The 16,222-nt window shown below is 40.7% G+C and carries 14 protein-coding genes; 6 read left to right on the top strand and 8 right to left on the bottom strand.

Annotation, left to right across the window (positions count from 1 at the left end):
* The first annotated feature begins 1 nt into the window (after position 1).
* Positions 2–1,243: an MFS transporter gene (locus H9X96_RS05220; RefSeq protein WP_187665266.1), complete on the top strand. Its 1,242-nt coding sequence runs from the start codon at positions 2–4 to the stop codon at positions 1,241–1,243.
* Here the strand turns inward: H9X96_RS05220 and H9X96_RS05215 are convergent.
* Positions 1,212–1,553, bottom strand: coding sequence for a cupin domain-containing protein (locus tag H9X96_RS05215; RefSeq protein WP_370576712.1), 342 nt, complete (start codon positions 1,551–1,553; stop codon positions 1,212–1,214). The genes H9X96_RS05220 and H9X96_RS05215 overlap by 32 nt on opposite strands.
* Before the next feature lie 507 nt (positions 1,554–2,060).
* Here H9X96_RS05215 and H9X96_RS05210 point away from each other — a divergent pair.
* Positions 2,061–2,807 (top strand): LytTR family DNA-binding domain-containing protein, encoded by a 747-nt coding sequence (locus H9X96_RS05210; RefSeq protein WP_187665265.1) that lies wholly within the window; start codon positions 2,061–2,063, stop codon positions 2,805–2,807.
* Between the two features lie 21 nt (positions 2,808–2,828).
* On the opposite strand, the gene H9X96_RS05205 is transcribed toward H9X96_RS05210, so the two are convergent.
* Positions 2,829–2,993, bottom strand: coding sequence for a hypothetical protein (locus tag H9X96_RS05205; RefSeq protein WP_187665264.1), 165 nt, complete (start codon positions 2,991–2,993; stop codon positions 2,829–2,831).
* An 83-nt stretch (positions 2,994–3,076) separates the two neighbouring features.
* Here H9X96_RS05205 and H9X96_RS05200 point away from each other — a divergent pair, with 83 nt between their 5' ends.
* A complete protein-coding gene (locus H9X96_RS05200) occupies positions 3,077–4,168 on the top strand; it encodes a sensor histidine kinase (protein WP_187665263.1) in 1,092 nt (363 codons plus the stop codon).
* Here H9X96_RS05200 and H9X96_RS05195 read toward each other — a convergent pair.
* Positions 4,161–6,971 carry a lantibiotic dehydratase gene (locus H9X96_RS05195; protein ID WP_187665262.1) on the bottom strand — a complete coding sequence of 937 codons (2,811 nt, stop codon included), beginning with the start codon at positions 6,969–6,971 and terminating at the stop codon, positions 4,161–4,163. The two genes, H9X96_RS05200 and H9X96_RS05195, sit on opposite strands and share 8 nt — an antisense overlap.
* 302 nt (positions 6,972–7,273) lie before the next feature.
* Between H9X96_RS05195 and H9X96_RS05190 the strand changes: the two genes are divergently transcribed.
* The 3 genes from H9X96_RS05190 (at position 7,274) to H9X96_RS22855 (ending at position 8,965) form a co-directional block, all read left to right on the top strand.
* Entirely contained in the window at positions 7,274–8,083 is an 810-nt protein-coding gene (locus H9X96_RS05190) for a murein L,D-transpeptidase catalytic domain family protein (protein ID WP_187665261.1), read from the top strand.
* Positions 8,084–8,299: 216 nt separating this feature from the next.
* Positions 8,300–8,698 carry a Crp/Fnr family transcriptional regulator gene (locus H9X96_RS05185; RefSeq protein ID WP_255431004.1) on the top strand — a complete coding sequence of 133 codons (399 nt, stop codon included), beginning with the start codon at positions 8,300–8,302 and terminating at the stop codon, positions 8,696–8,698.
* Between the two features lie 135 nt (positions 8,699–8,833).
* On the top strand, positions 8,834–8,965 hold the full coding sequence (locus H9X96_RS22855) for a hypothetical protein (protein WP_255431003.1): 132 nt from the start codon (positions 8,834–8,836) through the stop codon (positions 8,963–8,965).
* A gap of 74 nt (positions 8,966–9,039) precedes the next feature.
* Here H9X96_RS22855 and H9X96_RS05180 read toward each other — a convergent pair whose 3' ends face one another.
* From H9X96_RS05180 to H9X96_RS05160, 5 genes are all read right to left on the bottom strand, one after another.
* Entirely contained in the window at positions 9,040–11,568 is a 2,529-nt protein-coding gene (locus H9X96_RS05180; RefSeq protein ID WP_187665260.1) for a zinc-dependent metalloprotease, read from the bottom strand.
* Between the two features lie 173 nt (positions 11,569–11,741).
* Complete coding sequence (locus H9X96_RS05175) at positions 11,742–13,421, bottom strand: protein-disulfide reductase DsbD (protein ID WP_187665259.1); 1,680 nt, start codon at positions 13,419–13,421, stop codon at positions 11,742–11,744.
* 7 nt (positions 13,422–13,428) lie between these two features.
* Positions 13,429–13,875: a protein-disulfide reductase DsbD N-terminal domain-containing protein gene (locus H9X96_RS05170; protein WP_187665258.1), complete on the bottom strand. Its 447-nt coding sequence runs from the start codon at positions 13,873–13,875 to the stop codon at positions 13,429–13,431.
* A 61-nt stretch (positions 13,876–13,936) separates the two neighbouring features.
* Positions 13,937–14,986, bottom strand: coding sequence for a PLP-dependent cysteine synthase family protein (locus H9X96_RS05165; protein ID WP_187665257.1), 1,050 nt, complete (start codon positions 14,984–14,986; stop codon positions 13,937–13,939).
* A gap of 7 nt (positions 14,987–14,993) precedes the next feature.
* Positions 14,994–16,190, bottom strand: coding sequence for a FecR family protein (locus H9X96_RS05160; protein ID WP_187665256.1), 1,197 nt, complete (start codon positions 16,188–16,190; stop codon positions 14,994–14,996).
* Between the last annotated feature and the right edge of the window lie 32 nt (positions 16,191–16,222).

The raw sequence follows: 16,222 nt of genomic DNA, 5'->3' as shown, positions 1-16,222 counted from the left end.
CATGACTTTACTTCAAGATATCGCAGGGAACTACAAACGTTCGTTCTCTGGACTGAGCAAGGAGACCTGGATTTTGAGCATCGTTATGCTCATTAATCGTAGTGGATACATGGCTGTGCCCTTTATGGGCTTATATGTGACCCAATCATTACACCGTTCCGCATCTGATGCAGGATTGATCATTACCCTGTTTGGTGTGGGCTCCATAATGGGTTCTGCGGCAGGAGGAAAACTCACTGATGTGATCGGTTTCAAACCGGTTCAGATCCTCTCTGCCATTATAGGCGGTTTGTTTTTCCTGTTTTTTGCCAGCATTACACACTTCGAGACGCTTTGTGTCCTGGCCGTGGTGATCAGCTTCTTTGCTGAAGCATTCCGTCCAGCAAATTTTGCGGCGATTGCTGCCTATGCAAAACCCGGTCTGGAAACCAGGTCCTACTCTTTGAATCGCCTGGCAACAAATATGGGATGGGCATTTGGCGTAAGTATGGGTGGATTAATCGCCTCTTATAACTACAGACTGCTGTTTTATGTAGATGGTGCCGTTGGCATCTTTGCCGGCCTGAGCATTTTATGCTTCCTGCCGAAAATCAAAGGGTATAGAAAGGCGATTAAAGAAAAGGTAAAAGGCATTGTGGTTAGAAAGCCATGGGAAGATGTTTTGTTTATCAAATTCCTGCTGCTAAGTACCATTTTTATCATCTGCTTTTTCCTCATGTTTAGGGTGGTTCCTGTATTCTTCAAAGAATCATGGAAAATCGATGAGTTTATGATTGGTTTAATTTTAGGCCTCAATGGCATAATTATCGCCCTATTTGAAATGGTGATGATTCATAAAATCGAAGGCAAAAAATCCTCGATATTCTTTATCACCATTGGGGTACTCTTAATTGCGGCATCCTTCCTGGTGCTCATGCTTCCCTTCGGTTCCCCACTTATACTCGGGGTGTTGTGTATTGTGCTTTTCACCTTTGGTGAAATGTTTGCCCTGCCATTTGTAAATACCTTTGTGATGAGCAGGGCAAATGAATTTAACAGGGGCCAATATGCCGCAGGATATATGCTGGTTTGGTCGGTTGCACAGGTTGTTGGCCCTTCAGCAGGATTTTACATCGCCGAGCACCATGGCTATAACACGCTATGGTTTATCTTGACCTGCCTGTTACTGGCCTGTGCTTATTTGTACAAATATATGAAGGCTGTAGACGCTCCTACTCCAGGAAATCCTCCCGCGCTGGGCTAAAAGCATCGATCAATGTGCCTGCCGCGATACAAACACAACCATGTAAGGTATGCGGCGAGACATAAAATCCATCTCCTTTTTTAATGATTTTCTTTTCTGTACCGATGGTTATTTCGAAGATGCCGCTGTCTACATAAGTGACCTGCGTATGGTGGTGCTCATGTAATGTTCCAATTGCCCCTGGCTCGAATTTAGCTTTCACCAGCATCACCTGATCGTTATAGCCAAAAACTTGTCTTTGTATTCCGTTACCAAGATCTTCCCATGGCATTTCCGCTTCGATTTGAAACAATTCACTTTGCATATTCATTGATTTTAAGCTCAAATATAACAAAAGCAGTAGATCATTGAAACAGATAAGAGATGATTTGAGAGGGGGTTATTAATAAGGGGAATGACCCCCTTATAGAATGATTTGAGCGCGTGTGATGTCTTTCTATTAAAATCCCTGATGCACCTCCATGCACCAGGAATTTTGTTTTATAGGGGGGATGTTCTAAAAGTAAACAAGGAAGTTTAATCAGACAATTCTTTTACGCGAAAGCTACTTGCCACGTGGTGAATGCCCGGATTTATGTGGTCAATGAATTTACCTATAAATAAAGGCCTGGCAGACTATTTTAAGGGCTCCCGACTGCGTTAATCCCGCCTCTCCCGGTCCAAAATATAGTTTTATCCCTAAATTTGATTTATCTTTACAGATCCTTAATAAATTTCATGAAAGAAAAAAAAGTATTACGCCAAATGTGGTTTTTACGTTGCGTATATATTTTTTGATTAGATTTATTAAAAGTATTTGAATTATAGGAGGAGATCAATGGATAAGAAATTAAACTGCGTCATTATTGACGACGAGAAGCATGCTGTAGAACTCCTGGCAGACTATATTGACGCGATGCCGAATCTACAGCTGCTAAAGTATTTTACAGATCCATTACAGGCATTAATGGAAATTTCCGAGGAAGATCATATTGATATTGTCTTTATGGACATGGATATGCCTGGTATCTCCGGGTTAGATCTTTCTGTTGCCATCAGGGCGAAAACAAAATACCTCATCATCACTACGGGTCATTCCAAATATGCGTATGAAGCTTTTGGAGTACAGGCCAATGAGTATTTACTGAAACCCATTTCCATGAGCAAATTTGCACTCATGATTAAAAGGCTGCTCAGTTTGGAAAACATGAGTAAAAATACTCCGGCTCTGGATGATTTCTTCTTTATCAAAACCGATCAGATACAAAAATACACGAAAATCAATATTAAAGACATCATCACCATTGAGGGTTTAAACAATTATGTAAAGATTCATACGCCTACAGAAACACATATTGCCTATTTAACAATGAAGGAATTGGAATGTAAACTGCAGGACATCAATAATTTTGTGCGCGTACAGCGCTCTTTTATTGTGGCGGTAAATTACATTCAGAAAGTAGAAGGGAATACGATTGTATTGAGTAATAAGATGGAGATTCCTTTAGGAACCACTTATAAAAAGCAATTCCTGATGTTCCTGGCAGAGAAAACGATGAAATCTAACCGAAGTATCTCCGAATAGATTTCATCGTAAAGTGCAGATTTAGCCAGCAGGGAAGGTAATTACAGAACTGGTATGCGAAGTTGCAGTTCCATTAGTTGGATCAGTAGCGGTGATAGTAGGTGTGAATCCTGATCTGCTCTTTTTAGATTTGAATACAAATAATATACTTTTTTTAAGGTCGAAGGAGATGATTTCTTTTTTCATAATGTTAGTTTTTTTATGAAAATTAGGCAGCATCCAGGGCCGGTTGAAAAGTATTCCGTTAACTTCTTTTTTTATTACACAAAATGAAAATTATCCTTTCCGAGTTCATTAACTTTATACGTAAATACAAGATTCACTTCATTGGCTGGTCTATCTTTATTTTTTACGAGGTAGTGATCATGGGCCTCATAAGAAAACAATTCTCCCCTGTCGGAAATTATGTTTTCTTTTATATTTTTAATATTCTGCTGTTTTATTTCCATGCACATTTCGTCATGCCCGGTGCGAAGATGAAGACCGTTCAGGCACTCTGGAGGCTACCTTTGCTCATTTTAATTGAGGTGGTCGTGTACATCTGCATTACGGCTAATCTGGCGAATTTCTTTCACCGAAATGGGTACATCACTTTCCTGAGTCCACCACAATTTAGCCTGGATGGTTACATTGGGATGTCCTACCGGGTCATCTATTTCATTCTATTCTCCAGTGCCTATTATTATATCCTGGGCTATTTTGAAGAAAGAAAACGTGCGGAAGAAAAGGAAAAAGAAAGGCTTTTGGTGATTATTGAGAATCAACGGATCTATGCCGATCTGATTAAATCTCAGCATGCACACCTGAAAGCTCAAATCAATCCGCACTTCCTCTTTAATACTTTAAATTTCATCTATACAAGCACGCGAAAAACAACGCCGGAGGCCGCAGAAGCCATACTGGCCTTATCAGAAATGATGCGGTACTCCATTGAGGAAGTGAGCAATACCAACTCTCCGCTGATCGGAGAGCTGGAACAGGTGGAAAACCTGATCAAACTGCACAAGATTAAATCGCATCAGGAGCTCTATATCCAAATGGAGTATGATGAAGAAGTTGCGGAATTAGAAATCGTTCCGCTGCTGGTGATGACCTTGGTAGAAAACATGTTCAAGCATGGTGATTTATTGCAGCAAGCCCATCCAGCCCAGCTTCAGCTGAAGTATAAAAACGCTGTATTGAAGATCGAAACGACTAACCTTATCAGTAAAAATCAAATGCAGCCAAGCCATCATATTGGCCTGGATAACGTAAAAAAACGCTTAAAAGCAGCGTATGGAGACCAGGCGGTACTCCATACTTTACAACAGGAACAGCAATTTAAGGTATCCTTAGAAATCTGCCTGAGCCCTGTTAATTAAGGATAACAACCGGCCTTTGCTGTTCCATTTGCAGCTGTTTATAAAGAAAACTGTAGATGATCAATTCATGTGCCCGCTGCTGCACAGCAAACAGTCGGTTGATGTGCATATGAAATAAGCTGCAGAACAAGGCAGGTCTTTGTGCTGCAGCAGTGGCCATCAGCGTACGCAGAAAGGACTGCTGCAGGGCTTCCAATGTGATGGCTAGCTCAGGAAGATTTAAATGCACCTGCCCCTTAAAATCAGTCCATTCCCGGTTTACCATTTTAAAGTCCTCAGCAGTCAGGTAATGCTCCTGCTCAAAGGACCTTTGTACGCTACGGATAAATGACAACACCTCTTTCTTTTCCAGAGACAATGAATCAAGCGTAGCCTTCATCAAGGCGATGCAGTTGGCGTAAATGACGAAATTGTCGAGATGATTTTCAATTGCCTCCAGCGCATACTGACTATCTTTCCCGAAATGCTGTTCTGTTAATGCCATTTGCTGCACACCGTAACGCGCCGTTTCCCGGTAATAAGTTTTCAATTGAATGTCCTTGATCAGACCTTCCTGCAGATCTACGGCGAGCAGTTCCATTAACTTCATCATGTAAAAATAGCCAGTCTGCTGATCCTGCAGTTGGAACCTTAATCTGAGGTGTGGCGCCGGATCATTGTACCTGATAAAAAACCAGGTTTTGAAAGCGGGGTCATGTCTTTCTATGAACTTAGCAATACGGGCAGCCAAGAAGAAATCAGCCCTGTCGGGATGACAATAAAGCTCATAAGACAACCAGTCTTTACCTGGCATGATGATGGATTCAGTGGCCGGATCCTGGCTATTTTCTCTTAATTTATATCCAGGATACAGTTGTTCCTGATGGCTGACGGCCAGCAGAATCTGAGTAAAGTAAGGCTTCTTATAACTATCTTTAAACACCTGACAATCTGAACATACAACTTCTGTTAGAACGAAGTCGTCATAATGATTTACGTACTGCTTTAAGAATAAAAGATCCTCAGCTTTAGCTTTATCAAAGCATAAAGTCTGATCTCCATTGCCAACTGAAAAATATCGGCATAGCCCCATTTTATCCAACACCGCCAAGGTGTCTTTCCCTTTTAACTCCGCTCCTTTCACCCGCCATTTTGCCGTCGATAAGACGAGGTTCTCATATTGAATTCTAGGGTAATAATCCAATCCTGGCAGTAGCTCCTGAACGTCAAACAAGAGCTGGGATTGGATTCCCTGGTGCTGCAGGTCACACAAAAATCGGTATACAGATAGGTCTGATCTGCTGTAGTTATAAGCAGAGGCCAACCTCGGAATCAGTCTTTTTCCATACTTTTTAGAGAAAAGTATGACCTCTTCTCCCTGAACCGTCACCAGGATATCCTGAAGTCCAATCAGCTGTTCCGCGCAGGAATAGTTTAAAATAGGCAGCTCATGCTCGTAAATCTGCTGTCTGCGGTTGATGTTGTCTACTCTTCCTTCTGCCATATAGGCGATATCAAAGAAGATCACCTCTGGGTTTGCAGCCGATTCCCCGGCAGCAACCGCCTTACAGTGCTTGGTAAATGTTTCACTAGCCTTCGTAAAACGACCCGACAGGGCATTTGCTGTGCAGCCACCAATACTATCCAATACCACCAAATCTCCGGCAAACCTCGCCAGCACACTAAAACTATTTGCTGGTTTTAAATTCGCGTCTTCATGCTTTAGGGCTATCAAATCCTTTAATTGCAACACTTTCTTTTTCTCTTTGAGCATGGCTTTCAGCAGTTCATTACTCAAGCCCGTCCAAGGCAGTAAAGCCGGAACTTTCTTTCTAGTATGACTACTCAACTCCTGGGCTAAATCCTGTGAATTTGCAGCTGAGGTAAACTGCCCATAACCAATTCCGAGTTCTGGATCAAGGATCGTCATCAAGGGTATTTCCTGCCCTTCGTACCGTTTTTGAAAGTCCTTTGCAAATAACTTAAGTACTTCATTTACTATTGATAAATTCAAAGTTCGTAAAGTATTAATACAAGCAGGAAGATGTCTAAATGCAGCCCTGGACAAGTCGCCGGAAATCATTTGTCTTTCCGCTATCAGGTAATCACCTTGTTCATACTGTTCGGGCGGAAGCTCCAACTGCTGATAACGACGCTCAAAATAGTCGGGACCAATAATGTTTGCATTTAAATCCGTGAACAGCAGCTGGGAATCAACCATTGCTTTTAGCATCCCTAACAACACCTCTTCGGCTATGGCTTTTGTGGCTGCATACTCCAGTATGGAGGAATAGGTTGCCTTCTCAGCACAGAAACCCAGCAATTCATGGATAAATTCACTGTACACAATTTCCGACAGTTCAAATACCTGATCTCCCAAGGAAATGAAACGAATATGATCAGTAGCGGTATAATGGCTGGAATTTGAGAAATACAGGCGATCTATGGCCAACAATTCTGTTTCCTGTAATTCGACCGCCTTATACTTAGACCAGTCCTTAAAACGATGCAAATGCTGTTCTTTTGAGAAAATCAGGTTTTCCTTTCCTTCTCCTAAAGTCGCAACAGCAAAGCCCGCAAAATTGCCAAATGGCGTACCGCGGTATTTGGAGCGATTGAAATATTTCCAGATGGTATACTGTGTACGGGTATCCAGACCGGCAACACCAGCAGCAGGAAGGTCCTTTATTTTCTCATAAAAATCACTGGAAGAATGATAGATAGCCTCCTTTAACTCCTCCCACACTTCAACCAATTCATCGGCCATGGAAAAGGCTGGAATCCTCAACAGCAGCACAGGGTTGATATTTAATTTTATATCCATAACAAGCTTTTTTTATCTTTTCTTTCTACAATTTCCTGTACATTTAGAAATGAACCTAATCTATTACACCAAATAGCCCTGAGCTTACACGAAAAATAGAGACCAGCAGACAAAAGCCTGATTTAAACCTTTTCCCGTATTAAAGGTCAATGATTAATAAATGCGGGACGGAACTTGTAGACAGACCGTCATTTTAAAACAAAACATCAAAAATAAACCGCTAAACACCAAATAATCAGTACATTTGTAAAAAAATAAAAGCTTATAGGTAAAATCAGACTTAAATAATAAAACCCAATTCTATGATGAAATACCTTTTTGGTGGAGCGGGATTGATTACCCTATCTTTAGCCCTTACCTTGGTGAACCGGGAGTCGGTAAGTACCCCATTAGCCTCAACGGCAGCAGTTGTAAAATTAACTCCAGACAGTATTTACAACAGACATGTCACTGAGTTGTATCAATCAGCACATCTTGCTGAAAGCGGATTAATAGAATCCGTATTTGAAAAAGCAGTCACAGGTTTTTATAACCTTAAAAAATCAGGACAGCTTGCGGCACACAAAGACATTTTAACGATTGCAGACTTTGATCAGAACAGTACTAAAAAGCGCTTGTGGATCATTGATCTGGACAAGAAAAAGCTATTGCTCAATACCTGGGTAGCCCATGGGCAACGCAGTGGCAATGATAAGGCCACCCGATTTTCTAATACAAATGATTCCTTTCAAAGTAGTATCGGCTTCTATTTAACTGCAGAAGTTTACAGGGGACAGCATGGCAAATCGCTGCGATTGGATGGAATGGATGAAGGTTTCAACTCGAATGCCCGTAAACGTTCTATTGTGGTTCATGGAGCTGATTATGTAAGCCAGGGTACCATCAATGCACTTGGAAGATTAGGACGTAGTCAGGGATGCCCTGCCGTACCACCAGGACTCGCCAATCAGGTGATTGATTCTATTGAAGGTGGAACCGTGTTGTTTATCAATGTAAGCGATCCATACTATACCTCCAGATATTTGAATACACATGTTGCGGCAATGTTTGCCACCAACGACATCGGTGGATCTTCGCAAACAGAAGTGCCCACCAATCCTTTAAGGATCTAACATACAGAAAAATACAAAACAGCAGATGAACAATAATTATCTGCTGTTTTGATTTAACATCCTTCCCAGGATTCCTTTCTTTGCTTCCTTAGCCCAACCTTTATGTACGCTGCACTGCTTAAACACTTCCAACAATACACACCCTTAAACGAAACGGAATAAAAGGCTATTATTCAACCTGTTAAGGCGCCGTAGTTAAAGAATAAGACTATAATTTTGAAGCCTGGAGAAACCTGCAAAGGCAACTATTTTGTGGCCAAAGGTTGTTTGAGGATGTACTTTTTTGACGATAAAGGTGTGGAACAGACCACGCAGTTTGCGATTGAAAATTGGTGGATCGGTGATTATACCAGTCTGGCGCATAAAAAAACTTCTGACTTTTACTTACAAGCGGTAGAGGACAGTACCGTATTGGCCTTAGAAAGTGCTATTGAAGAGGTGCTTTTTCAAGAAGTTCCGGAAATGGAGCGCTATTTCCGGCTCTTGTTCCAACGTGCTTGTGCGGCCAGTCAATACCTGGCAAGGTACAACCACAATTTATCCAGAGAAGCACATTACCGACACTTCAGCAAGCCTTTCCCAGATTTGTACAACGCATCCCACAATACATGCTGACTTCCTTTCTTGGCATTATCCCCGAATTCTTAATCAAGATCAGGGCGAAGAAGGTGCCACCAATTTCTTAAACCAGATTAAGTTTTTTAAGCGTTCTATTGTGCAATTTTGAACTAGAAATTAAAACATATATACATGAAAGATCGCATTAATATTCAAGAAGTCACCCCCAAAGCTTATCAGGCAATGTTTGCTTTAGAAGGTTTTCTAGCCTGGAACAGGATCGCAATCAGTACAAATTTAAAGCCTGCTTTGGAAAGTAAGTAAAATAAAAGAGGCGATCCCGGACCTGCAATTAAAGCAGCATCCAGGATCGCCTGTTAAATGGTATACTCCGCTAATTAAGACTTTGGATTCAAGACATTATTTACACGCACCAAAAGGTCTTGTAAATGATATTTGCTCAATCCTGTCGCCGTAGGAATCGCAGCGCGGATATCTTTAGCCAAAGCAGCCATATGCGCACGGGCAATACTAGATACGTCTGAACTGGTAGGATCCATTGTTCTCATACCTGGGAAGCCTCCTCCTGACGGATTCGCTGAAGGAACTACCATCAGTTTGCTTAAATTATCTACATAAGCTTTCTGAAGGTTTCTTCTGTATACATCAATTGGTTTATGACTGTATAACTCAGACCAGATACCGCTTTTAAGGTCGGCAAAAAGATTGTCTGCGGTATAGGCTTTGGCACCACTCATTACCTCCGCGTTGATCAGTTTGCCAATAGTAGCTGCACTGATTAACCTGCTCAAGGTACTTTTCTGAACTCCCTGAAAAACATCAACGGCATTATAGCCTGTGCGTTCTATTAATTCTTTGTTGATTAACCAGGTTGGACTGTTAAATAACTGGGTATTTAAGAAAGTCATCGCTTCTTTTTGAGTAGCATATGGCACCGCAACATACACTGCACCAGCCTGTTCTACTTTTTTCGGTGTGGTATAGATACCGCCAACATTTTTGGTGACATGCCCCATATAACGACCAAACTGTGAAATCACCTCTGCATAAAACATTCTTGCGTTCTGGTAGTCTTCATTGGGTTCTTTAGTCCATGTTAACAGGTTAGGCAGAATACGTTTTAAGTTTTTAATGCCATAAGCAGAAGCCAGCATAGCATTATCACCTAAATCTTCATTCTGGTTACGTGGATCATTAGCATCAGATTCCGTACCGAAAACTAAACGTTTGTTGTTCGTCAGTCTGTTGATGATTTCTTTGTTAGAAGCAGAAAGCTCTTCCTGTGGACCTTTAAATTCAGGTTTCCATTTATACCCCCATTCAATTGCCCAAAGGTCATAATCACCGATTCTTGGGAAAATTCCTTTAGAACTGATGTTATCTTCCGGTTGCGCTACATAGTTGAAACGCGCATAATCCATAATAGATGGTGTATGACCGTTTTTCTCTACCCATTGTTTGTTTCTCAGGTTCTCTACAGGTACTGTTGCAGAAGAACCGAAGTTATGACGTAAACCAAGTGTATGGCCGATCTCATGAGAAGAAACGAAACGGATCAACTCTCCCATCAATTTGTCATCAAACTTCATTTTACGAGCCTGAGGATCTACTGCTCCTGCTTGAATCAGGTACCAGTTTCTCAGGATCAACATCACGTTATGGTACCAGTTTACATGCGTTTCCAGAATTTCTCCGGTACGTGGGTCATGGACATGTGGTCCGCTGGCATTAGGTATATCAGAAGGCTTGTAAACAATTACGTTATGTCTGGCGTCTTCGATGCTCCATGATGGATCTGAAGGTGCTTCTTTAGCTACAATCGCATTTTTAAAGCCTGCTTTTTCAAAAGCGGCCTGCCAGTCGTTCACACCTTGCATTAGGTAAGGCACCCATTTTTTTGGCGTAGCCGGATCGATATAGAAAATGATCTGCTTTTTAGGCTCTACCAATTCACCTTTTTGATATTTCTCGATATCTTCTGTTTTTGGCTCTAATCTCCATCTGGTGATCAAAGAAAGGTTTTTTACACCTTGAGGATTGGCATCAAAATCTACATACCCAGTTGCAAAATAACCTACACGAGGGTCAAAGTATCTGGCTTTCATTTGGCTTTCAGGCAGTAGTACCATCGAACTATTAAGCTCATAGGTTGCTGGAGTAGCGCTTGGTGGGCCAGACATTCCTGGAAAGGATGCACCAGTTTTCATATAGGTTTTCAAAGTACGAATCTCAATATTCATTGGATACGCTTTGATTTCTTTGATGTAACTTCTATCCGGCATTACCCCGGTTAAGTTTAGGGCTTTTTTCACACTTGGATCAAAGAAGAAAATCTCATTGTCACCATTCATGTATTCGGTTACATCTATCACTACTCCTTTAGCCCCAGATACAGAATCCTTTGCTAAGGCTTTAATATCAAAAGATGCTACTAATGGCTGTAAGTTTGAGTTCATCACCGACTTATATAAGCCTTGTGCTGTTGTATCCTGAGACCGCTCGGTATAAGAAATACTCTTTAGAAACAATTTGTTAGCAGGGCCTTTCTGAAAGGAAATCACATTGTCGCCAATCTGATCACCACCATAACCCATCATCTGAGAACGGTTTCCCGCTGCTGCCTTACTGATTCTATTCACTACTAAAATATCTCTATCCAGTAAAGAATCAGGGATTTCGAAGAAATAACGATCTTCTATCGTATGTACTTTAAACAGGCCTTTGTCTGTTTTAGCTTTTGCCGTGATCACGTCTGCATAAGGCTTAGGCCCGGTAGTTACTGGTCGGTTTACCGGATTAGGATTCCCTGGAGGTACTACCGGTCCTTTTTTAGGATTTTTCTGTTGAGAAAAACCCTGAACTCCGGCACCTAATAGCACCAGCGTAATCAAACTTAATTGTTTCATTCTTAGTAATTGGTTTATATTTTTCTAAAATATCTTTTTTATAAGATCATCTGCCATAGGAGACGTAGATTAACAGTTTTTTTACCAGCCGAACCAAATGTTCTTTTACTAAAATGATGACCTGCATCCACAGGCCATCATTTAGACTATTAACTATTAACCTAAAATTTCAATTATTTATTGAAATTACTTAAGCCACTATTGAGGAATTTAAGGTATTCCTCTGCATTATAATTTGCACCTGTAGGCTGCACCAGCAACTTTTCGTCATGTCCTAACAGCACATAATAAGGTTGTGAGTTGGAATTGAATTTTGCGGCCTGAAAGTCACTCCATTTGTTTCCTATAGTATTTACGGCTTTACCGCTAAATGTTGAAGTAAACTTCTCGTTTGCGGCCAATTCCGTTTTGTCATCCACATAGAGCTGAATGATTACGAAATCATTGCTTAGCTTACTATAAACGCCTTTGTCTGGCCATACATTTGCTTCCATTTTTCTGCAGTTCACACAAGCGTGTCCTGTAAAATCAATCATCACTGGCTTATTGACCTTTTTAGCGTAAGCCATACCCTCTTCATAATCGAAGAAAACATTCAGGTTTAAAGGCGCATGAAATATATCAGCATACTTATGAGGTCCTTCTTCATGTTTTACCACTGCTGCAGTACCACCTGTTAATGTTGGTGTGTACAGGTCGAAGTCCTGAGTTGCCTGCGGAGGCAGGAATGCGGATATTGACTTTAATGGCGCACCCCATAATCCAGGAATCATATATACTGTAAAGGAAAGTACCACTACAGAGATCATCAATCGCGGAACGGAAATGAAATTAACCGGACTGTCATGAGAAAATTTAAGTTTGCCTAGCAGATATAATCCCATTAGTCCGAATATCACGATCCACAGAACGAGGAATACCTCACGATCAAACCAGTTCCAGTGGTAGGCAAGGTCTACGTTGCTAAGGAATTTCATGGCTAAAGCCAATTCAAGAAAGCCTAACACAACCTTCACACTGTTTAGCCAGCCACCCGATTTAGGTAAAGCGCTCAACCAAGATGGAAACAAAGCAAATAAGGCAAAAGGAATTGCCAAAGCGAAAGAAAAACCAAACATGCCAATCGCTGGTCCTAATAAAGCACCACTTGTAGCCGCCTGGACCAATAAAGTTCCAATAATTGGCCCTGTACAAGAAAAGGAAACCAATGCTAGTGTCCCAGCCATAAAGAACAAACCTGCCAAACCACCTTTATCCGAGTTCGCATCCATTTTATTTACCCACGAGGATGGCAGGGTAATTTCAAATGCGCCTAAGAAGGAAACAGCAAAAATCAATAGTAAAATAAAAAACAAGAAATTAAAGATACCATTGGTTGACAAACTGTTCAGGGCATCGGCACCAAATATGACCGTTACCAACAAGCCCAGCACCACATAAATTACGATGATAGACAGGCCATAAAATAAAGCACGGCTTACCGCCTTTGCTTTAGTCTGGCTCCCCTTGGTAAAAAAACTAACTGTCAACGGCAGCATAGGGAAAATACAAGGCATTAGCAAAGCGGCTAATCCACCTATAAAACCCGCGATAAATATCCCCGTTAGTCCTTGTTCTTCTTTTTCCGGAGATACCAACTTAACATCTACAGCTGCACCATCCTTTTGGGGTACAGCAACAATGGTTGCTGTAATACTATCTTTAACTACTGTACCATCTTTAATTTCAGTGAATTCCAGATCATCTATTGTACTATCTGTTTCCTGCGAAAATGCCGCAGTGACCGAACAAAAAAGCAATAAGAATCCTAAGACAAGCATTTTAACGCTCGTCTGATCAAATTTAATAGTCATATTTAGCTTACTTTACTGGAATGGAGAATTGAACTGTTTCTGGAGGAAGGCATTGTGAATCATCACAAACCATAAATTCCAAAGTTCCTTTAACTATTGCATTTGCTCCAGCTAACTTAATTTTTTGTTGAAAAATTGCTGAGTTTTCGAAATACCCAACATTCATATCAAAAGCCTTCTCAAATTTAACGATCGGTTTTGGTTCTGTCGTTTTTCCGTTTAGCTTATAAGTATTTGCCGGCGTAAAAGTAAAAGAAGTTTTTACTGGCCCACCATCTGGGATATTTTGAGAATATAGGTGCCACCCTTCATCAATTGTTGCCTTTATATATAAGATAGCTTCCGTCTTAGAAGTTCTTTTTGCGGCATAACTCCATTTTACTGGTTTTAAAATCTGGCTGCTCGCTGTCATACTGAAAAGCAAAGCAACTGCAAATAAGAATAGGTTTTTCATATTGTTTTTTTTATGTGTGTACGAACTTATGTTATAGGTATACGATTTAACTTAAAGGTATTTAAAGGCGACATATTGGATGATAACCAGTAAATTCTACATCAGTAGAAATAAAAGAAGCTTTAATAGGTTCTTCTTTCACTAGGTCTGTACTCAAGTACTTCTTGTTGCTATCACAAAGTAAAGTCACCACCACTGCATCATCCCCCATCTTCTCTTTCAGTTTAATTGCACCTATTACATTGGCTCCAGAAGAAATTCCTACGGCAAGTCCCAATTCTTTAGCCAACTTTTGCGCCATAATAATGGAATCCCCATCATTTGCCTGGATCACTTCATCTAACTCATTTAAGCGTACAATTTCAGGAATAAATTCATCGGAAATACCCTGAATCCTATGGCTTCCAACTTTGTATCCCGTGGTTAACGTTGGACTTTCGGCTGGCTCCAAAGGATGAATTTTAATCGCCGGTTGTTTTATTTTCAGGCATTTTCCAACACCCATAACAGTACCTCCCGTTCCTACTCCTGCAATAAAAGCATCTGGTATTAATCCATTAGATTTTAATTGCTCCCAGATTTCCATTCCTGTTGTTTTCTCATGTGCTTCTTCGTTGTAACGGTTCTCAAATTGCCTTGGTAGGAATATATTGCCATTTTTAGCCAGCTCTTCACACATCTTGATACTCCCTAGAAACCCGCCTTCTTCTTTACTTACTAAAATAACTTCTGCACCCATACTCTTAATGATATCGATGCGTTCCTTACTCAACCAGTTAGGCATAATGATTTTTACCGGATGACCTAAAGCACGCCCAATGGCTGCAAATGCAATTCCTGTATTGCCACTGGTGGCCTCAATAATTGTATCGCCTGGTTTAATTGCACAAGAATTATACGCTTCATACATGATATTTAGCGCCATTCTGTCCTTTATGCTACCAGTTAGGTTATAATGTTCACATTTCACGTAAATCTTAGCCGCCTTACCTTTATACTGATAATGCAGTTCTAACATAGGTGTATTACCCACTAGATGCCATAAATGCTTAAATTTACTAGCAAGGTCGTTAGATAAACAGCGGTCGGTTGTTAATTCTGTTGTTGTCATTAATTGTTTAATTTGTCTGGTTTTGAGTTGACATCGCATAAGGCATGACTATGATCTTATTACCCTCCACTTTAAACTGAATGGATTTCGTGAGTTCCATAATCCTGAGCACCTGCGATAAATTCTTCATCCGGGAAACTTGCCCGCCGAAACGGATATTGCTCACATTCCCTCTATATTCTACCTCTATATTATACCATCTAGAAAACTGTCGCATAATACTATATATACTTTCATCATTAAACCAGAACAATCCTTGTTTCCAGTCTATTGCCGAATTTGCATCGACCTGATTTATCTTAATGTCATTCAATACCGAAGATTGCTCCCCGGGTTTTAGCACAGCCGATTTATCCGAAGGTAATTTTACTTTCACACTGCCTTCAATTAAAGTTGTTTTTACCACTTCTTCATCACCATAAGCATTAATGTTGAAGTGAGTACCTAAAACTTCCACCTCTTGCTGTAGTGTTTTCACTCTAAAAGGTTTCTTTTTATCCTTGGCCACTTCAAAATATGCTTCCCCGGTCAGGGTGACGAATCTGTCTTTTCCAGTAAAGGAAGAAGGATATTTCAAAGAAGAAGCGGCATTCAGCCAAACCATAGTGCCATCGGGAAGAGCAATCTGATATTGTCCGCCATTAGGTGTTGAAATGGTATTAAAAGCTGGTTTTACATGTGATAAACCTTCACGAACACTATATAATATTCTACCATCAGCAGTTTTTGTAATCTTTACACCTGACTCTTTGGCGATCTCGCCATTAGCCATATCATCCAATGAAATTTTGGAACCATCAGACAAAGTCAGTACTGCTTTATTTCGACCAGGAAGAATATTTTCGCCTTTTTCGCCTACACTGCTGATCACATTGCCATGCGGTTTAGGCATAGAGCCCAAGTAATAACCTCCAATTCCTATGGCCAGGACTGCAACTGCTGCCGCTACCCATCGCACCGGCCTGAAAGTGATTACTTTAGCTTCCTGAGTCTGTAGTTTAACTTGTTCAAACACCATGTCCAACGTTTCTTTTCCGGCATTCACCGGAAAATCTGGACTAGACAGGTCTTCTGTAAATAAATTTTCCAGTTGTTCACGATAGGCCGGATCATGCAGCAAAACCTGTATCTGCTGTTGCTCCTCGGGACTTAAAGTGCCCAAACGATAACCTGCTAGAAGTGATTTAAATGTTTCTGGTGTCATTACAATAATATAGACAGTGAAAATGAAATATT

This window comes from Pedobacter sp. N36a (assembly GCF_014472395.1).
Taxonomy (GTDB): domain Bacteria; phylum Bacteroidota; class Bacteroidia; order Sphingobacteriales; family Sphingobacteriaceae; genus Pedobacter.
This window is presented reverse-complemented; position numbering and strand designations above follow the sequence as displayed.